Below are 18,350 nucleotides of genomic sequence, written 5' to 3'. Positions count from 1 at the left end.
TCCTCCTACTTCAATCTAATTCTGGGATCTGCTACCCCATAGAGAACATCCGACAAAAGCGTACCTAGAAGGGTCAACGCAGCCATAAAGATAGTGAATCCAAGCATAAACGGATAATCACGCATCGTTATGGACTCCAGATAGACCTGTCCTACGCCTGGCCATACAAAGATTTTCTCAAGGATAATAGCTCCACCGAACAGAGCTGGCAATTCAAATCCCATAAGAGTGATGGCAGGAAGCATGGCATTGCGAAGTGCATGTTTAAAAATAACTGTTCTTTCCTTCAATCCTTTTGCACGGGCTGTACGAATATAATCCTGACGGATGACCTCAAGCATACTCGTTCTGAAATAGCGAGTAAGGCTTCCTGTACTTAACATTGTTAAGACCAGTACCGGCATAATAGCATGATAACCGATGTCCATAATCATGTCCCATGTAGATCCTGTTTGACCAGCTGTAGTCATTCCTCCGACAGGCATCAACCTGAGATCAATTGCAAGGAACTTGATTAGAACCAATCCTATAAAAAAGGATGGAAGAGACATACATAAAAATACAGCCATGGTGACTATTTTATCGAAAAACGAGTATTGAAATTTAGCTGAAAATACACCGGTAAAGATTGCTATGATCCATGAGAGAATCAAGCTCAGAAAAGCGATGATAAATGAATTCCACACATAATCCCCGATAACGTCCGTGACCGGACGTTTGTGTTGTAACGAATCGCCCATGTTACCGGTAAGCATGTTACCCACCCAAATAAAGTACCTCTCTACAGGGCCCTTATCTAGTCCGTAAATTTCTCTTAACTGCGCTGCCTTTTCTGCTGTCATACTCGGGTTTTGCTGAGCCGTAATATAATCACCTGGAACCAATGTTGTGATCGCGAAGACAATGATTGTAATTCCGAGCATTGTCGGAATCATTTGCAGCAGCCGCCGGATAATGTACTGCTTCATAATATTCCTCCTGGGTCAGAAGTGGATAAGCTCAGCTCTGGCGAGAGCTGAGCTTATCGATTTCATGTTGATATTCTTATTGTTCCAGTTCTGCTTTGTACAGATCTACTACAAACTTTTTATAAGGAGTAATATCCAAGCCGTTCACACGACCGTTGATTGCCCAGCCATCTCTTCTTTGATACATCAGAATGTCTGCAATATCCTTATTCAACTCTTGATAGGCTTTTGCATAAATTTCTTTACGTTTCTCAAGGTCAAGTTCTCTTTTACCTTGTTTCATTAGATCATCATAAGTTGTATTGGAGTATTTAATACGATTTTGTGCTCCATTTGACAAATAAACTGTCGAGTCGGGATCAGGCGTCAACCCCCATGCCATAAAGTACATATCGAAATCGCCTTTGTCTGTTTTATCCAAGATTGCGTTAAAATCTAGTGTTTCTGCTACAATATCAATTCCAAGTTCTTTATAGTTTGCTGTCATAATTGGCAGGATAGCATCTACAACAGGGTTCTCGGATGTACCGGAAAAGTCAATTTTAAATTTCTCTCCGTTTTTCTCACGAATACCGTCGCTTCCTACAGTCCATCCAGCTTCATCCAGCAGAGATTTTGCTTTTTCGATATCGAATTCATATTTCTCGATACCTTCATCTGTATAAGCCCAGGATTGCTTCGATTGAGGAACGTTGATAACATCTGCGAATTTACCATAAACGGCTTCTACAATCTCGGCACGATTCAAACCGTATACAAGGGCTTGTCTTACTTTAGGATCTTTAAATTTTTCTTTTTCATGGTTCATACCAATGTAGCCATATCCATTAGTAGGGAAGATATTGATGTCCAGGAACCCGAGTGCTTGCAAAGCTTCTACGTTATCTTCATCTACAGTGACCATATCCATATCGATTTCACCAGTTTCGAGCATAGCCAGTTTAGTCTCGTCTGTAGTGGACTTGAAGATGACATTTTTGATTTTTGGGGCACCAGCAAAATAATTCTCATTGGCCACCATTGTTACTTCTTGACCTGGTTTGAAAGAAGTCAAAATATATTGACCCGTACCCAGTGGTTTATCATTCAGAGCTTTAACCGTCTCTACGTTACCTTGTTTATAGTCCTTTCCATAGTAATGTTCTGGGAGGAAAGCTATGCCACCCAAAAAATCTTTGGTCAAGGCAGTCACTTCAGTGACTTCAACTTCCACTGTATTATCATCAATGATTTTTACACCAGAAATTTCATTTGATTTTCCATCGTAATACTCTTGTCCACCTTTAATTGAATAGGACAATGGATCAGAAGAGCCGTCATAGCTCTTGTCATGGAGAACTTTCAATGCGAAGTAGAAATCTTTAACCGTCGCAGGTGTACCATCTGTGTAAGTTACGCCTGGCTTCAGCTTAAAGGTGTACTTTAGACCGTCATCACTGACATCGATGCTTTCAGCAAGGTACGGCGAATATGTCCCGTCACCATTAATGGTCTCAAAACTGTCAAACACCAGCAGGTTGATCATATCATCGTAAGCTGAGTCCTGAAATAAAGGGTTAAAGACCCCTTTAGGTGAGGTGGTACCTACAACTAATGTGTCTTTACGGTTTGTAGCGGTTGATGGATTCAGCGACATGTCAGTTGCTTCAAATAGACCATCGTTTTGAGTCGAATCTTCCGGAGTCGGATTCTCAGTCTGCGTTTCTGTTTTCGGTGTGTCTCCTGGAGTTGGTTCAGCGCTCTCTCCACTAGAACATGCTGCCAGTACAGTTACCAACATTAGCATGATGACCAGCATTAAAGAAAATCTCTTCTTCATGAAAATCCCCCTCGAAAGTTTTCTGATTTCTCACTTCTAATAAATTATCTGGATATAAATATCCATGAATAATTACGCATATTGGCTCATGCTGTGAAATCTTGATGTAAACTATCTAGGAATGATGGATTTAGACCGATGGTCAATTAATACTGACAATTCCTAGCGGGATTATAACGCAAAATAATTAATGTAATCATACGTGTAAATTTAGGTGACGTCAATGCTTAATTTGAGATTTATGGTATAAATGTTTTTTATAGCACAGTTTTGGGTATTGTTATACGTTAAAGGGAATAAATCAAGGGATTTTAGAGCCAATTGGATGCTTTTGATGGTAGAGTTTGAATCTTAAAAATACCGATTATCTAAATACATGACATTATCATTACACATGTTGTGTAGTTATATGTTAGAAATGTAGATATAACAAACTATTATGTTAGGTATGAGGGAATTGTGGAGGTCTTATTTCGTTTGGAAGTGAAATTGATTTCTATCCAAATTCTGTACTTTTAGAGGTCTAAATTAGATACTACTAAAGGATTGGAGTTAAATTTCTAGTTATTATAGTATAGTTTCATTTAATCGCTCATGTAAAGAACAAATTGTCATCTTTTATCATTTATTTTACAAATGCAAGCAAAAAGCCCTGCAAAATGCAAGGCTTTTCTAATATTTATACATATAGATGTATATATAATATCCTATTTACTGTGTGTCCGGTGGTCTTTTCCCACGCTTCAAATCGTTGATACTTAAATCAAAGTCCATCTGCAAGTGAGGATAATCCGGGAAGTTAGCCCAATCTCCGCCCCACGTAAACCCTAGTTCTTTGGCAAGCTCCACAACTTCCAGCCAATCGGCCTTTCCATTGCCATTATCATCACGTTCCATATCCCACACTACATCTCCTTCAGGAGTCCGCAGTGCAAAATCAATAGCCAAACCATAGTTGTGATAGGACTCTCCCCCTTTGGCGTTGGTAACGATATTTCCGGCAATGGAACGTCCTTGATTATAGAGGGCATCTTGTTCCTCCATGCTGCGAAAATCATGTGTAATCACGACTTCAATTCCTCGTCTAGCCGCCTTTCGAACCAACAACTTCTCACTTTCCGCAACTAACGGGTGCAACCCTGTGATCGGCACTGTTTCTTGTTCGTTGGTTTGTGGCCATAGATCATAGGTATCTCCTTTTTGCTGTAACCATACATATATAATGGAAAGCAACAACGTAGCTGCGATCCAAAATCGCAGACTACTCTTGCGTCTCTGTTTTACTTTACGTTTGGATGTATTCATGCTCTCTCCTGATGGTGGAATCTGTATTCGTTCATACTCACGCTATCTGATATCAGCAATAATAGACTCTATTATAAATCATTTACGCCCGAATTGCTTCTCTATCGCCGCAGCTCCTTACGTTATCCAATTACTAGGAGAGAACTACCTGAATGTATTCTAGGATGCAAAAAAGCAGCCGGCTATAAGCCGACTGCTTTGTATCCATGCTGAGTAAGACTACTCAGTTGTGTATGGCAGCAATGCGATTTGACGGGAGCGTTTGATGGCAATCGTCAGCATGCGTTGATATTTAGCGCTAGTACCTGTTACACGGCGTGGCAAAATTTTTCCGCGCTCGCTGATAAATTTACGAAGCAAGTCCGTATCTTTATAATCGATGTGAGTAATTTTGTTAGCTGTGAAGAAGCACACTTTACGACGTTTGTTACGGCCGCCACGGCGAGCCGGTCTTTTATCGTTGTCTCCGCCTTCTCTTTGCTTGAAGCTCATGCTTTTCAGTCCTTTCCTATCGTTTAGCCAATCACTCTAAGAGTGTCGGCTCACGTTAAAATGGCAAATCATCATCCGATATATCAATCGGTTTTCCGTCATCGGAAAAAGGATCCTGATTGTTGCTACGCGAATTGTTGTTATTGTTCGCGCGCCCGCCGCCTCCGTAAGAAGGCTCTTCACGCATTGGTTGCCCACCGCCGCCACCGTTATTATCACGGTTAGCTGACTCCAAGAAACGGACGTTATCGGCAATGACTTCGGTCACGTATACACGTTTTCCTTCGTTATTCTCGTAATTCCGTACTTGAATGCGTCCTTCGACTGCAGCTAGGCGTCCTTTGCGCAAATAGTTTGCACAAGTCTCAGCAAGCTGTCTCCAGGTTACGACCGGAATGAAATCCGCTTCCCGTTCTCCCCCTTGGCTTGTAAACGGTCTGTCCACTGCCAAAGTAAATTGCGTTACAGCTACTCCAGCTGGAGTATAACGCAACTCAGGATCCCGGGTTAACCGGCCGATCAGAATGACACGGTTCAACAATGTAATCCCCTCCTTCAGAGCGTATTGGTGCGTTGATCACGAGTTATCGTCTTAAGCAGACTTAACGTCGTTTGTAATGAGATAACGAATTACTTCGTCAGAAATCTTCATGAGACGCTCAAGTTCAGTAACTACTGCTGGTTCAGCAGTGAAGTGTACCAATACATAAACACCATCACGGAATTTCTTGATCTCATACGCAAGACGGCGTTTACCCATAACGTCGTGAGCTGTAACTTCACCACCGCCGTTGGAGATGATGCCTTGGAATTTATCGACTGTAGCTTGAACAACTTCTTGCTCAACGTCAGGACGAATAATGTACATCACTTCATATTTGCGCATAATTTTCACCTCCTTATGGACTCTGGCCCTCAATCTAGGTTGAGAGCAAGGAACGAGCACAAACTCGAACTATATTAATATAACAAAAATGGCGTCTCAATGCAAGCAAACGTTCCCTCTTCTTATTACACATGATCATAACTCCAATGGAGCACACTACAGAAGCAACATTGAAATCCATTATGCCAAGGAGGTTTTATCATGGGTGAAAAAACCGAGTTTGAACCAGGAGACAAAGCTCCAAACGATGGCGAATACACCGAGGTTGGTGAGAAGAGCTTTCATACGGAGATTAACAATCCGAAACGGGTAACTCTCCAAAAGGGTGAAGCTTTCCCTGAAACAAGCAATCAGAATCGCAAGTGGAAAAAGCTTACCAAAGCCCGCGTCCACTAAAGCGTAAAGTTTTTTTTCAGACTGCTGTATATAAAACGTACTAATGCACATAATACAATCAGGCGATGCACGAGAGAGGTGTGGTTCCGTTGGACAACGAAGCCGAACATTCACTGTTGGAGATTCATCACGTAATTTAAGAAGCAAGATGGTTGTGTGTAAGGCTTTGTCTGAAGCACGAGTATTGCTACCTGCAGTACACCAAGTTTCTGATCGTTACGACCGATTGTTTCCTAACAAACCGAATGCATCGCCGGATGAAGAGCCCTTAGGGGCTCTTTGTTTTTTTAATTACAAATGATTATTAGACAACAAAATTAAAAATAAAAGACCTTCCATCTGGAAGGCCTTTTTGCATGTATAGAGCTCAACACACGTTGAGTAAGTTGTTCAATTACAATTTCAGGCAAGATCTATTAGTGGCGGAAAGGGTGGGATTCGAACCCACGCACGCTGTGACACGCCTAACTGATTTCGAGTCAGCCCCCTTGGGCCTCTTGGGTACCTTTCCGCAGCAATAATGATTATAGCATGATCATTTACAGAACGCAATACCTCAGCTATGCTTACATGTAAACGTTATTATGGAGTGCGAAAAGAGGAAACATTAGCCGCATTATTCCATTAGGATTCAGTCGAATCCTCTGCCGAACGAAGCACTTTTTTCATGTTTTTCTCGAATTTCGCTCTGGGAATTAATACGCTGTGTTTACACCCTACACACTTGATGCGAATATCCATACCCATCCGGATAATCTCCATTTCATTGCTACCACATGGATGCTGCTTCTTCATCTGCACAATGTCCCCAAGCTGGAAAATTTTACGCTCCACCTATGCCATCCCCCTCATCCTTCTCCTGAGCTGCTGCTTGCTCTAATGCTGCCCGATTGCTCATCTCATGATACTCCAGTGTTTTCTTCACATCACTCTGAATTTGACGCTCTACAGATGCTCTGGAGTTCGGCAAGCACTCAGCAACAATGCGAACCACATATTCCGAGGTAGACATCGACTGGATACCAAGCACGTCAGGTACTTTAACGATGTTCAGATCACGATCCTCAATTCCAGTCAATGCTCTTTTCACCAAATGCACTGACTCGTCCAGGGTCTGCTCACCCTTCATCGGAATATCCACAACTGCAAGGGAATTCGACATTGAGAAATTGGTTACACTTGCAATCGTACCATTTGGAATGATGTGCACCTCACCTTGCCAGCTAACCAGTTTGGTCGTTCTCAGGCCAATGACCTCAACCGTTCCTTTATAGGTACCTGTTTGAATAACATCGCCTACCGCGAATTGATCCTCCAATATAATGAAGAAACCGGTAATAACATCCTTTACCAAGCCCTGAGCACCAAAACCGATAGCCAGTCCAAGTACTCCCGCACTCGCTAACAATGGTCCAACTTTGACATTGATCTCAGATAACAGTAACAGAATCATAATAAAATTGCATGTTATGGAGGTCGCATTTTTCATCAACTCTCCAACCGTTATAAATCTCCGCGGATTGACGCGAATCTTGCCTTCCTGCTTACGTGCCATCGTGCGATCTATAATGCGTGATACAATCTTGATCACAATACGTGTAATAATGAAAATAATAACGATACGGATCGAGCTGAACAGAATATTAAACCACATATCTGCATCGGCGACTTTATCCCATAATTTATCTGTCCAGCGAACTGCACTATTTATTGTTTCTTTCACATCCGGGCTAGTATCATTCTGAGCAAACTTAAATGGCAACATAGATCAAACCTCCTCTACATGGGTATGTTATCATAGCTGTCAGCGGTTTTTAAATAGAGGCCACGGATCTCCACAAATTCGTTACGAATGATCTGCTTCACTCTCTCCAGATCTTCTTTTGGAAACTGAATACATAGAGCACAGCCCGCTGTGATCTCTTTTGGGGTAGGAAATAAGTCGATCTCAATCTCGGCAAACTCCAGCAGCATTTCTGCCCGCAGCGCCTGCTGGGTGGAATCAAAAGCAATCAGCATCCAATCATCAATCCACTCGTCCATGTCCGGCCCCTTTCACATTACATTCATCCCTTTGAAAAAGCTTGTCCCCACGAAGTATAAAACGTTCTATCCTTCCATATACTGTTACTACTATCTCCAAGGGAAAGGATAGATCCTATGAATCCCATTTCACATTCCTTCTCATCTCAAGACATGGCTAGCCTGAAAATCCCACATACAGATCCAGGCATTCACTCAGCCATTATTCATCGTTTAATGTTTCATCTCTATAAAGCCCATTCTTTGCAAAATGTAGTTGTCGTCTGTATCGGTACAGATCGCTCTACGGGGGACTGTCTTGGTCCACTCGTCGGCTCGTCGCTTGCCAAGTGGGACAGCCCTCTATTCCATCTCTATGGCACATTGGATGAACCCGTACATGCAATGAACCTGCAGGACACCCTACACAAAATACACACCACACATCACAACCCTTATGTGATCGGCATTGATGCCTGTCTCGGACAGTCTTCGAGTGTTGGATGTATCCAGGTCGTGAATGGACCGCTCAAACCAGGAGCGGGTGTAAATAAAGAATTACCGCCGGTCGGCGATATCCATCTTACAGGTATCGTTAACGTCGGCGGCTTTATGGAATACTTTGTTTTGCAGAACACACGTCTCAGTCTCGTCATGCGCATGTCCGAGATTATATCCAGCAGTCTCTACTCCGCCATTCGCGAATGGCATACCCGTTCTACTCTGCTTGCTGTGCCAGAGTAATGGCTTCCTTTTCCTCAGGGGAAAGAGTATACGTGGACTCTCCCCCTTTAAGAGGTTTGGCATATACATAGGAACCATCTCGATTATAGATACCGGTGAGTACCATACCGTCCTGGCTATCGTTAACCATCGCCATGGAGAAACTTAGGTCACTGCCAAGCTCCCCATAAGCGTTGTACCGTTTCACGCCCACTTTCCCCTGAATACGGGTCAGCTTCTGCATGACAGCCTGTAACTGATCCGTTTGCAGTGTATGCTCATCCTCAATGCTGTCCATCTGAATTTTCAGATTGATTAACAGCGACTCCAGATCTTCCACTCCACTGCCAGCCATCATGGCCTCATATTTCCGTTTAAACTTCCGTAGCTTTGCGGCCTGAGCAATACTTATGATAAGCAAAATCACCAAAAGTAATGCCATGCCGCCAATAATCCATATCAGCTGTTCCAGAATCAGCTCATTTAATTCAGCCATGTAGTGCAACTACCCCTCTGTTGGTTTGTTCAGGTTAACGTTTGTAGCTTCAAACGTACTCCAATCATCGATCCATTTCAGCCAATTAAAATCATCCAAACACTCTAATGTAACCCTCAAGCATACCCTTATTATTCACCAGGTAACCCATACGGTTAATCACTCGTTTTGGCCTCTTGCCTCTTTTGCTTTTTGCTTCTTCAAGCCATTGAAATTCATGTTTTATTCGAGCTGATTTATACCGATTTCGATGCTGTTAACTCGATAACCGCTTCGATCAACGCATCGACATCTTCTCTTGATGTACTATACCCCACACTCGCTCTGACAGCCCCACTTGCCGTGGTTCCAGCCGACTCATGTGCAAGAGGTGTGCAATGAAAACCTGAACGCACAGCAATGCCATAATTTCGATCTAATTGAAATGCGAGTTGAGCCGAATCATATCCTTCAACAGTAAAGGATAACAATCCGGTACGCGCCTGTCCAATTTCAGGACCAAGCATTCGAATCCCATGTACTGATGATAACCCATCCATCATATGCTGAGTCAAATCCCACTCCTGTTTATATATGAATTCAGGCGTCAGTTCAAGCACATGCTGCACTCCCGCTGCCAAACCTGCTATACCCACGGTATTCGGCGTACCCGCCTCATAACGATCAGGACGAACAAGAGGCTGCTCAATCGCCTCGGATTGGCTTCCTGTCCCTCCGTGAAGCAGTGGTTGCACATCCAGCTCAGGAGCGATGTACAGCCCACCCGTTCCCTGCGGTCCCAACAGTCCTTTATGCCCTGGAAAGGCAAGCATATCGATCCCAAGCTGCTTCACATCCACAGGAATAATTCCAGCACTTTGAGCAGCGTCAACAAGCAACGTCACCTGATGTTTTTGACACATCAGCGCAATTTCACCAATGGGCAGAATACTCCCCAGCAGGTTCGAACTATGCGTGCAGACAACCAATCTTGTATTGGAACGAAACAACCGTGCGAATTGGACCAGATCGATCTGCCCGGCAGCATTAACAGGTACATAATCAACCTCTACATTACGAGATCTGCGCATGTACTCCAGAGGCCGTCTTACTGAATTATGTTCAGCCATCGTAGCAATGACGTGGTCGCCTTCTCTTAACCACCCTTGAATAGCTAGATTCAAAGCTTCTGTGGTATTAGAACCCAAAGCAATATCATTGGCATTACGAACACCCAAAAGAGTGGATATCGCTTTTCTGGCACCAAATAAAACTCGGCTCGCCTGTACAGCCATTCGATGACTGCCTCTGCCCGGGTTCGCCCCTGCCACATCCAGAGCCTTCATCATGGCTTCCCCGACAGCAGGTGGCTTAGGCCAAGATGTCGCTGCATGATCCAGATAGATAACTCCCTCCACCTCATGACCACCTCTGTCCCTAATTGATCGTTCTGTCTGAGTGAATTCCCTATAAACATCCCTATAAACAAACAATGACATATCGTTTCTCCATGGTACAGAGGCGATATGTCATCACATGAAAAAGCCCCGCATGTTGTTCATCGATCTTGGAATCATGACTATTATTGTAACAGTTCCAACAGTCGCTCCAGATCTTGTTTGCTGTAGTAGTTGAGCTCAATTTTGCCTTTATCTTTGTTATGCTTAATTTTCACCGTTGTTTTGAACCGTTCACGTAAAGATTCTTCCAATGTGTCAATAAATGGATCTTTTTTCTTTAACTTGGATTTGGCTTTCGCTTCACCCGTTTTGGAACGATCCAATTGTTGAACAGCCTCTTCCAGTTCACGTACACTCCATTGCTGATCAATGGTTTGTTTTGCCAGCTGCTTCACAAGGCTCTCATCTTTAACACCGACGATAGCACGTGCATGTCCCATTGACAATGTTCCACGTGAAACATGATCCTTCACTTCTTCCGGCAATGATAACAAACGGAGGAAGTTAGCGATGTGAGAACGTGACTTACCTACCTTTACGGAGAGTTCTTCTTGGGTTAATCCGAATTGGTCCATCAGTCCCTGATAAGCAACTGCAACCTCCATCGCATTCAGATTCTCCCGCTGCAGGTTCTCGATTAAAGCAATCTCCATAACCTGCTGATCACTGAAATTACGAACGACGGCAGGCACAGTGGCATTACCGCAATATTGGGAAGCTCTGAAACGCCGTTCACCAGCAATGATCTCATAACCTCTCAAAACAGGACGTACAATAATAGGTTGTATAACACCATGTTGACGGATGGATTCAGCGAGTTCATGTATTGCATCCTCATCAAATACTTTACGAGGTTGGTAAGGGTTAGCCCGCAGTTGACTTATCGGGATTTCTACGACTTTATCATCGTCATTAATTGAAAGCGAAGGAATGAGGGCATCAAGGCCTTTTCCAAGCCGCTTACTCATAAGAAATCACTTCCTTTGCGAGCTCTAAATAAACTTCAGCCCCTCGGGATCGAGGATCATACGTAATGATAGACTGACCATGAGAAGGTGCCTCACTAAGCCGCACATTGCGCGGAATAATGGTCTGATACACCTTTTGTTGAAAATACTTCTTCACTTCTTCAATGACTTGAATGCCCAGATTCGTACGAGCGTCAAACATCGTTAGCAATACCCCTTCAATCTGCAGGGATGTATTCAGATGCTTCTGCACCAAACGAACCGTGTTGAGCAATTGGCTCAACCCTTCGAGCGCATAATACTCACACTGTATCGGAATGATCACCGAATCGGAAGCTGTCAACGAGTTGATCGTTAACATGCCTAGGGAAGGTGGACAATCGATCAGTATGTAATCATAGTTTTTTTTCACCATGGCGAGTGATTTTTTCAGGCGAACTTCCCGTGATATCGTGGATACCAGTTCAATCTCGGCTCCGGCAAGCTGAATCGTTGCAGGTATGATATGAAGGCCTTCAATCTGAGTTTCCACAATCGCTTCCTGAGGGGGAACTTCATTAATGATGACATCATATATACAATTGGCCACATCTGCTTTGTTGATTCCGACTCCGCTGGTTGTATTCCCCTGGGGGTCAATATCGACTAGCAGCACCCTTTTCCCGAGCGAAGCCAGTCCTGCACCCAAGTTAACAGATGTCGTCGTTTTCCCCACACCGCCCTTTTGATTTGCTACGGCCATAATCTTAGACAATTACTTCACCTCAAATAAAATAGGAGTCTTTTCTTGTAGGTTGTGAGCTACAGTTAACAAAAAGCAGGTGGCTATCATCCACACAAACATCAACTACCGTTTCTTCATGGTGCTATTCTACGCTGTTCATGCCACTCTCAACTTTATAGACAGAAAAAGCGGCCCATTGCCGCCTTAAGCTTCAATCATTTGCGTTTCGGGATATGGATAACGATCTCGTAATGGTCCTCATGGTCCGCTTCCTTGGTTTTGATGTCTAGACCGGAGCCCGATACCATATCAATAGATTGACGAATCGTATTAAGTGCAAGTCTAACGTCCTTCGTGAAGGAGATACGTCTGGATTTTTTGATCTTCGAGGCTTCCTTGTAAAAGGCAACCCGCGCTTCCGTTTGTTTTACATTCAACTCTTTATCAATAATCTCGCCGAGCAATTTCATTTGCAACTCTTCCGTATCCAACGAAAGCAAAGCTCTGGCATGACGCTCCGAAATCTTACGTTCCATCAAAGCTGTCTTAATGCCCTCCGGAAGCTGTAACAACCGGATTTTGTTGGCGATCGTCGACTGGCTTTTGCCTAATCGCTGCGCAAGACTTTCCTGTGTAAGTTGGTGCAGGTCAATCAATTTCTGATAAGCAACAGCCTCTTCAATGGAAGTGAGTCCCTCACGCTGCAGGTTTTCGATCAATGCGATGGACGCTGCCTGAGAGTCGTTGAATTCACGTACAATGGCCGGGATATGATCCAAACCAAGTTTTCGAACTGCACGCCAGCGACGTTCCCCGGCGATAATCTCATATGATCCATTTCGTACGCGGACGACAATCGGCTGTATTACGCCATGTGTCTTGATCGTCTGCAACAACTCATCAATTTTATCATCATCAAAAATAGTACGGGGCTGATATGGGCTGCTCACAATTTCATTGACCGGAATTTGTTTAATCTCATCTCCGTTATTGCGCTCCGCCAAACCAAACAACTTCGAAAATTGTTCTTTCATTCCGTATATTACCACCTAGTTTCGTAATAGCTCCCGCAAGGTGCAGGTGCTTCTTATTCAATATGCGACCCGTCCAAATGCTGTCGTTCTTCGAATAAGTTTTGCCTTCCATGACGCTTTCTGTAGCCTATACAATCATGCTCAAAAAATCTATCTATACATATAATCTATGATCGCTGTAATCCAGGACCGGATACTTCTATTCTATCATCTTTTGTTCCATAATCCTATGTTTACCTATTCTTTAAACTCTCCTAATTTTCCTGCTTTTTCTTCATGAACATTAGCCATATGACTGCTTGTACACAATAAGATAATAGAGAATCTCTGTAGAACAGGACCTGCTCATAGTAGCTACGTTATGTACTTGTTTGATACCATGTAAAATGGTTTTTCACATAACAAACTCAGTAGCAGAAAAACCCCTTCCTTCGTGTCTTCCTATTCTACTTCTATCCTTATTGCTCTTCCTCTCTTTAAAGGCATTGCACCATTCTTTCAAGTATAGCTGTAACAAGAAACATTGGTTATTCATCAAAAAAATTCTGCGTCAAAATAATTATTATCGATTCCGTTTTTCTCTGCTCTATGTGATCGGAATAATGTAGATGCTATCTAAGCCTAGATAAAAAAACAAAAAAGAGGATGTTTCACGTGAAACATCCTCTTCCCTCTTATTCTAAGTTCTTCATTAAATTAAACGAAGAATGATCCTCTTACCTTTTTAATATATACGATGTTACACCATGAACTATACCAACGGTGTTTTTAGTGGTGTTCCTGGTTTACGTGGATATTTAAAAGGTGTCTTATCAAACTTCTGAATCAAAATGATATGACGTGCCGACTCTTCAACAGGCAGCTGGAACGGATGAACTGCTTTTACCCGTCCTTTCAGCTGGTTAAAGCTGAATTCAGCTTCCTTCATTTCTTCGCGCGGGTCTCCGCCCTTCATGGCAGCGAATAATCCACTTTTGCGAACAAATGGCAGACAGAATTCGTTAAGCACCGCTAGCTTAGCTACTGCACGCGCAGTAACGAGGTCGTAGCTGTCACGATATCCTTCTTTGCGTCCAAGCTCCTCCGCACGTCCATGAATCAATTCCACATCGGTCAAGCCAAGCGTATCCACAACATGCTGCAGAAAGCCGATACGTTTATTTAGCGAGTCAATGATGGTCAGCTTGATATGCGGAAAACAAATTTTAAGCGGTAGTCCTGGGAAACCAGCCCCTGAACCAATGTCTGCAAGTTTGTTTACCTTCGACATATCTGTATAGAATGCCAGCGATACCGAATCATAGAAATGCTTTGTATATACTTGTTCACGTTCGGTAATCCCGGTTAGATTCATCTTCTCATTCCAAGCTACCAGCTCCTGAAAATACAACTCGAATTGCTCCAACTGGCGTTCATCCAGCTCTAGTCCATGTTTCTTCAGGCGCCGTTGTAGCTGCTGTTGAATATCGTCCATTATTGTCCCCTTGCTGCGGTTACACGGTTATAATGCTCCAGGTAAACCAGCAGAATGGAGATATCCGCAGGTGTAACCCCGGCAATACGGGACGCCTGTCCTATCGAGATTGGACGAATCGTAGCGAGCTTCTGCTTTGCTTCCATAGCAAGGCCATGAATTTCGTCATATATAATCGTATCCGGAATTTTCTTTTTCTCCATTTTTTGCAAACGTTCCACGTGGATCAATTGTTTCTCAATATAACCCGCATATTTAATTTGAATTTCCACTTGCTCTTTCATATCTGCAGTCAGTGCCACCTCGGATGGGGAGATCTGCTCAATAAAGTCATACCCAATTTCTGGGCGACGCATCAATGTCAGAAGTGTGCTGCCATCCTGAATCGGTGTAGAACCGTTCTCTTCCAGCTTCGAATTTACTTCGACAGGGCGAACCTTTGCTGCCTTCAGACGAGCGACTTCCTGCTCTACTTTTGCCTTTTTATCAAGGAATTTGGCGTAACGCTCTTCAGAAATCAATCCAATATCATGACCAATTTCCGTCAAACGCATATCGGCATTATCATGACGAAGCAACAAACGGTATTCTGCACGGGAAGTCAGCAGACGATAAGGTTCATTCGTACCTTTGGTTACGAGATCATCAATCAGTACACCAATGTACCCTTGGGAGCGATCAAGTACGACAGGCTCTTTACCCTGTACTTTACGTGCAGCATTGATGCCTGCCATTACGCCTTGTCCTGCCGCTTCTTCATACCCGGAGGTACCATTAATCTGCCCTGCTGTGAACAGACCTGGCAGACGTTTCGTTTCCAATGAAGGCCACAACTGTGTAGGCACCATCGCATCATATTCAATAGCGTAGCCGTTACGCATCATTTCTACTTTTTCCATACCCGGAATTGAACGAAGGACCGCCAATTGAACATCCTCTGGCAGACTCGTGGACAGACCTTGTACATAGTATTCGGATGTATTTTTGCCTTCTGGCTCCAGGAAAATCTGATGCTTCGGCTTGTCGCTGAAACGCACAATTTTGTCCTCGATCGATGGGCAATAACGCGGTCCGGTACCTTCAATAACACCTGAGAACATTGGAGCACGGTGAAGATTATCATTAATAATCTGGTGTGTCTCCACAGACGTATACGTCAACCAGCAGGGCAGCTGCTCATTATCGGAAGATTCCGTTTCATAAGAAAAGAACTTCGGCTCGTCATCACCTGGCTGAATTTCCGTTTTGCTAAAATCAATCGTATCCTTATGCACACGCGGTGGTGTACCTGTTTTAAAACGAACCAAGTCGAAACCAAGCTCACGCAGATGTTCGGATAACTTAAGTGAAGGCTGCTGATTATTTGGACCACTCTCGTACATCAACTCACCCATAATTACTTTACCGCGCAGATACGTACCTGTTGTCAAAACAACAGCTTTGGCCCGATACTCTGTACCCGTCTGAGTAACCACACCTACACAATGTCCATCTTCAACGATCAGGCGATCAACCATGCCCTGACGCATCGTCAGGTTGCGTTCATTCTCCATCGTTTCTTTCATCGTATGCTGGTAAGAGAATTTATCCGCCTGAGCACGAAGTGCATGCACGGCAGGTCCTTTACCCGTGTTGAGCATTCGCATCTGAATAAAGGTCTTATCGATGTTCCGTCCCATCTCTCCACCAAGTGCATCAATCTCACGTACCACATGTCCTTTTGCCGGTCCCCCAATAGATGGGTTACAAGGCATGAAGGCCACCATATCCAGATTGATGGTAATCATCAATGTTTTCGAACCCATACGAGCTGCAGCCAGTGCCGATTCCACACCAGCATGTCCTGCCCCAACGACGATTACATCATAACTGCCGCCATCAAAAGCCATTCCAGTTTACCTCCTTTTTGCCGCCGCACGCCTGAATTCATGCAAACGATCAATTTTTTGTAAAAATGATGAAACACTCTCCGCGCTACACGGAAAGCATTTCGATCTATATTAAGCCATCAAGTCTATAAGTACTTCAGACATATTCGCGGATTCTTTGACCACCCACAGATGGACTTTATTATCATACTACTTTTCAGAGCCGGTATGTTTGTCAGGTGTTATTTTCCGAGGCAGAATTGAGAGAAAATTTGATCAATCAATGCATCATGTGCTGTATCGCCCACAATCTCACCCAGCTGCTCCCATGCCAGACGAACATCAATCTGGATCATATCAATAGGAATCAGCTGCTCTGCCGCTTCATAAGCATCAATAAGTGACTGCTTCGCTTTTTTGAGCAAAGCAATATGACGCACATTGCTGACATACGTCAGGTCGGCCGACTCCAGCTTGCCACTGAAGAACAACGTCGAGATGGCATCTTCTAATCGGTCCACGCCAAAATCATCTTTCACCGACATCGGAACAAGCCGTTCCTCAGGGATGTAACGAAGCAGCACTTCGCGGTCCGCCTGCGGCGCTAAGTCCATTTTATTCATAATAATTATGGATTGTCTACCGCGGATTTGTTCCAATAATTCAATCTCGTCCTCATGCAGTGGCTCGGCAGCATTGATAACCATCAATAATAGATCAGCCTCATTGACAGCAGAGCGCGAACGCTCCACCCCGATTCTTTCCACGACATCCATCGTTTCCCGGATACCTGCCGTATCGAGCAATTTGAGCGGCATATTGTTAATCGTAACAAATTCCTCAATGACGTCACGCGTTGTACCTGGAATGTCCGTTACAATTGCGCGGTTGTCCTGGGCCAACGTATTGAGCAATGAAGACTTCCCTACGTTTGGCCGGCCTACGATAGCGGTTGTGATGCCTTCACGAAGTATCTTGCCTTGTTCTGCGGTTACCAGCAATTTATCAATTTCAGTCATCACCTGACTGGATTTTTCTTTAATAAATTCAGAGGTTAGTGACTCTACATCATGCTCAGGATAATCGATATTGACTTCGATGTGAGCAAGCGTCTCCACCAGTGTGTATCTTAGCTCGCGCAGCTTGGACGATAATTTGCCCTCCACTTGCTTGAGTGCAACGGAGAACGCCCGATCGGATTTGGAACGAATGAGATCCATGACCCCTTCCGCCTGGGACAGATCAATCCGTCCATTGAGAAAGGCACGCTTTGTGAACTCGCCGGGTTCAGCGAGACGAATATCGAGCTGCAACAACAGATCCATTACACGCTTAACCGAAACCACTCCGCCATGCGCACTGATCTCCACAACATCTTCTGTTGTGAAGGAACGTGGCGCCCGCATCACCGTAACCAATACTTCCTCGATCTTCTCGCCAGTCCCCGGATCTATAATATGACCGTAATGAACCGTGTGAGATGCTGCCTGTGTTAGTGGGGTTTTGCTGCGAAAAATTTTCTCCGTCTCCGACACCGCATCCGGGCCGCTCACCCGGATTACAGCGATACCCGCTTCTCCGACCGCTGTTGATATCGCTGTAATCGTATCACTAATCATCGTTATCTCTCCTTGCTCTATTTTAAAATTGCGCCCCTCGGGACGCTATATTAATTTCTATATATAGTTCAGTTGTTTAGTTACACAATGGCTTATTGAAGTCGCTCTATAGTTTTG

General features: G+C 43.9%; 19 protein-coding genes and 1 tRNA gene. 2 read left to right on the top strand and 18 right to left on the bottom strand.

Features of this window, described 5'->3' with window-relative positions:
* Positions 1-5: 5 nt before the first annotated feature.
* The 6 genes from BMY78_RS19090 to rpsF form a co-directional block, all read right to left on the bottom strand.
* Positions 6-968 (bottom strand): ABC transporter permease, encoded by a 963-nt coding sequence (locus tag BMY78_RS19090; protein ID WP_090902674.1) that lies wholly within the window; start codon positions 966-968, stop codon positions 6-8.
* Between the two features lie 76 nt (positions 969-1,044).
* Entirely contained in the window at positions 1,045-2,787 is a 1,743-nt protein-coding gene (locus BMY78_RS19085) for an ABC transporter substrate-binding protein (protein ID WP_090902672.1), read from the bottom strand.
* Between the two features lie 711 nt (positions 2,788-3,498).
* The gene (locus BMY78_RS19080) at positions 3,499-4,092 is read right to left on the bottom strand and encodes a M15 family metallopeptidase (protein WP_090902670.1); all 594 of its coding nucleotides are present in this window, start codon (positions 4,090-4,092) and stop codon (positions 3,499-3,501) included.
* Between the two features lie 219 nt (positions 4,093-4,311).
* The gene (gene rpsR, locus BMY78_RS19075) at positions 4,312-4,584 is read right to left on the bottom strand and encodes a 30S ribosomal protein S18 (protein ID WP_062327715.1); all 273 of its coding nucleotides are present in this window, start codon (positions 4,582-4,584) and stop codon (positions 4,312-4,314) included.
* Between the two features lie 55 nt (positions 4,585-4,639).
* On the bottom strand, positions 4,640-5,125 hold the full coding sequence (gene ssb / locus BMY78_RS19070; RefSeq protein WP_024629535.1) for a single-stranded DNA-binding protein: 486 nt from the start codon (positions 5,123-5,125) through the stop codon (positions 4,640-4,642).
* A gap of 51 nt (positions 5,126-5,176) precedes the next feature.
* Positions 5,177-5,470 carry a 30S ribosomal protein S6 gene (rpsF, locus tag BMY78_RS19065; protein WP_024629534.1) on the bottom strand — a complete coding sequence of 98 codons (294 nt, stop codon included), beginning with the start codon at positions 5,468-5,470 and terminating at the stop codon, positions 5,177-5,179.
* A gap of 201 nt (positions 5,471-5,671) precedes the next feature.
* On the opposite strand from rpsF, the gene BMY78_RS19060 reads away from it, so the two are divergent.
* A complete protein-coding gene (locus BMY78_RS19060; RefSeq protein WP_024629533.1) occupies positions 5,672-5,866 on the top strand; it encodes a YjzC family protein in 195 nt (64 codons plus the stop codon).
* 420 nt (positions 5,867-6,286) lie between these two features.
* Here BMY78_RS19060 and BMY78_RS19055 read toward each other — a convergent pair.
* The 4 genes from BMY78_RS19055 to BMY78_RS19040 form a co-directional block, all read right to left on the bottom strand.
* A tRNA-Ser gene (locus tag BMY78_RS19055) sits at positions 6,287-6,377 on the bottom strand.
* A 113-nt stretch (positions 6,378-6,490) separates the two neighbouring features.
* Complete coding sequence (locus BMY78_RS19050; RefSeq protein WP_090902668.1) at positions 6,491-6,700, bottom strand: DUF951 domain-containing protein; 210 nt, start codon at positions 6,698-6,700, stop codon at positions 6,491-6,493.
* On the bottom strand, positions 6,690-7,631 hold the full coding sequence (locus tag BMY78_RS19045; RefSeq protein WP_090902666.1) for a mechanosensitive ion channel family protein: 942 nt from the start codon (positions 7,629-7,631) through the stop codon (positions 6,690-6,692). The genes BMY78_RS19050 and BMY78_RS19045 overlap by 11 nt, the downstream gene beginning before the upstream one ends.
* Positions 7,632-7,645: 14 nt before the next feature.
* The gene (locus tag BMY78_RS19040; RefSeq protein WP_177185810.1) at positions 7,646-7,909 is read right to left on the bottom strand and encodes a putative Se/S carrier protein; all 264 of its coding nucleotides are present in this window, start codon (positions 7,907-7,909) and stop codon (positions 7,646-7,648) included.
* A 117-nt stretch (positions 7,910-8,026) separates the two neighbouring features.
* On the opposite strand from BMY78_RS19040, the gene yyaC reads away from it, so the two are divergent.
* Positions 8,027-8,632 (top strand): spore protease YyaC, encoded by a 606-nt coding sequence (yyaC, locus tag BMY78_RS19035; RefSeq protein ID WP_024629529.1) that lies wholly within the window; start codon positions 8,027-8,029, stop codon positions 8,630-8,632.
* Here yyaC and BMY78_RS19030 read toward each other — a convergent pair.
* From BMY78_RS19030 to mnmE, 8 genes are all read right to left on the bottom strand, one after another.
* On the bottom strand, positions 8,607-9,107 hold the full coding sequence (locus tag BMY78_RS19030; RefSeq protein ID WP_090902664.1) for a DUF4446 family protein: 501 nt from the start codon (positions 9,105-9,107) through the stop codon (positions 8,607-8,609). The two genes, yyaC and BMY78_RS19030, sit on opposite strands and share 26 nt — an antisense overlap.
* A gap of 236 nt (positions 9,108-9,343) precedes the next feature.
* Entirely contained in the window at positions 9,344-10,504 is a 1,161-nt protein-coding gene (locus BMY78_RS19025) for an aminotransferase class V-fold PLP-dependent enzyme (RefSeq protein ID WP_090902663.1), read from the bottom strand.
* Positions 10,505-10,668: 164 nt separating this feature from the next.
* Positions 10,669-11,514 carry a ParB/RepB/Spo0J family partition protein gene (locus BMY78_RS19020; protein WP_024629526.1) on the bottom strand — a complete coding sequence of 282 codons (846 nt, stop codon included), beginning with the start codon at positions 11,512-11,514 and terminating at the stop codon, positions 10,669-10,671.
* The gene (locus BMY78_RS19015; protein WP_024629525.1) at positions 11,507-12,268 is read right to left on the bottom strand and encodes a ParA family protein; all 762 of its coding nucleotides are present in this window, start codon (positions 12,266-12,268) and stop codon (positions 11,507-11,509) included. Before BMY78_RS19015 ends, BMY78_RS19020 begins: the two co-directional genes overlap by 8 nt.
* Positions 12,269-12,453: 185 nt before the next feature.
* Positions 12,454-13,272, bottom strand: a complete 819-nt coding sequence (noc, locus tag BMY78_RS19010; RefSeq protein ID WP_090902661.1) for a nucleoid occlusion protein — start codon at positions 13,270-13,272, stop codon at positions 12,454-12,456.
* 751 nt (positions 13,273-14,023) lie between these two features.
* Positions 14,024-14,746 carry a 16S rRNA (guanine(527)-N(7))-methyltransferase RsmG gene (gene rsmG / locus BMY78_RS19005; RefSeq protein WP_076287179.1) on the bottom strand — a complete coding sequence of 241 codons (723 nt, stop codon included), beginning with the start codon at positions 14,744-14,746 and terminating at the stop codon, positions 14,024-14,026.
* Complete coding sequence (gene mnmG / locus BMY78_RS19000; RefSeq protein WP_090902659.1) at positions 14,746-16,635, bottom strand: tRNA uridine-5-carboxymethylaminomethyl(34) synthesis enzyme MnmG; 1,890 nt, start codon at positions 16,633-16,635, stop codon at positions 14,746-14,748. The genes rsmG and mnmG overlap by 1 nt, the downstream gene beginning before the upstream one ends.
* A gap of 221 nt (positions 16,636-16,856) precedes the next feature.
* Positions 16,857-18,233 carry a tRNA uridine-5-carboxymethylaminomethyl(34) synthesis GTPase MnmE gene (gene mnmE, locus BMY78_RS18995; protein ID WP_090902657.1) on the bottom strand — a complete coding sequence of 459 codons (1,377 nt, stop codon included), beginning with the start codon at positions 18,231-18,233 and terminating at the stop codon, positions 16,857-16,859.
* Positions 18,234-18,350: the final 117 nt, after the last annotated feature.

Source organism: Paenibacillus sp. OK076 (assembly GCF_900110055.1).
GTDB lineage: Bacteria > Bacillota > Bacilli > Paenibacillales > Paenibacillaceae > Paenibacillus.
Note: the sequence above shows the minus strand (reverse complement) of the source record. Positions and strands in the feature narration are given on the sequence as shown.

Bases quoted from the DNA above. Each gene is read 5' to 3' on its own strand.
- BMY78_RS19090 (WP_090902674.1), bottom strand. From the start codon at position 968: ATGAAGCAGTACATTATCCGGCGGCTGCTGCAAATGATTCCGACAATG.
- BMY78_RS19085 (WP_090902672.1), bottom strand. From the start codon at position 2,787: ATGAAGAAGAGATTTTCTTTAATGCTGGTCATCATGCTAATGTTGGTA.
- BMY78_RS19080 (WP_090902670.1), bottom strand. From the start codon at position 4,092: ATGAATACATCCAAACGTAAAGTAAAACAGAGACGCAAGAGTAGTCTG.
- rpsR (WP_062327715.1), bottom strand. From the start codon at position 4,584: ATGAGCTTCAAGCAAAGAGAAGGCGGAGACAACGATAAAAGACCGGCT.
- rpsF (WP_024629534.1), bottom strand. From the start codon at position 5,470: ATGCGCAAATATGAAGTGATGTACATTATTCGTCCTGACGTTGAGCAA.
- BMY78_RS19060 (WP_024629533.1), top strand. From the start codon at position 5,672: ATGGGTGAAAAAACCGAGTTTGAACCAGGAGACAAAGCTCCAAACGAT.
- BMY78_RS19045 (WP_090902666.1), bottom strand. From the start codon at position 7,631: ATGTTGCCATTTAAGTTTGCTCAGAATGATACTAGCCCGGATGTGAAA.
- BMY78_RS19040 (WP_177185810.1), bottom strand. From the start codon at position 7,909: ATGGACGAGTGGATTGATGATTGGATGCTGATTGCTTTTGATTCCACC.
- yyaC (WP_024629529.1), top strand. From the start codon at position 8,027: ATGAATCCCATTTCACATTCCTTCTCATCTCAAGACATGGCTAGCCTG.
- BMY78_RS19030 (WP_090902664.1), bottom strand. From the start codon at position 9,107: ATGGCTGAATTAAATGAGCTGATTCTGGAACAGCTGATATGGATTATT.
- BMY78_RS19020 (WP_024629526.1), bottom strand. From the start codon at position 11,514: ATGAGTAAGCGGCTTGGAAAAGGCCTTGATGCCCTCATTCCTTCGCTT.
- noc (WP_090902661.1), bottom strand. From the start codon at position 13,272: ATGAAAGAACAATTTTCGAAGTTGTTTGGTTTGGCGGAGCGCAATAAC.
- rsmG (WP_076287179.1), bottom strand. From the start codon at position 14,746: ATGGACGATATTCAACAGCAGCTACAACGGCGCCTGAAGAAACATGGA.
- mnmG (WP_090902659.1), bottom strand. From the start codon at position 16,635: ATGGCTTTTGATGGCGGCAGTTATGATGTAATCGTCGTTGGGGCAGGA.
- mnmE (WP_090902657.1), bottom strand. From the start codon at position 18,233: ATGATTAGTGATACGATTACAGCGATATCAACAGCGGTCGGAGAAGCG.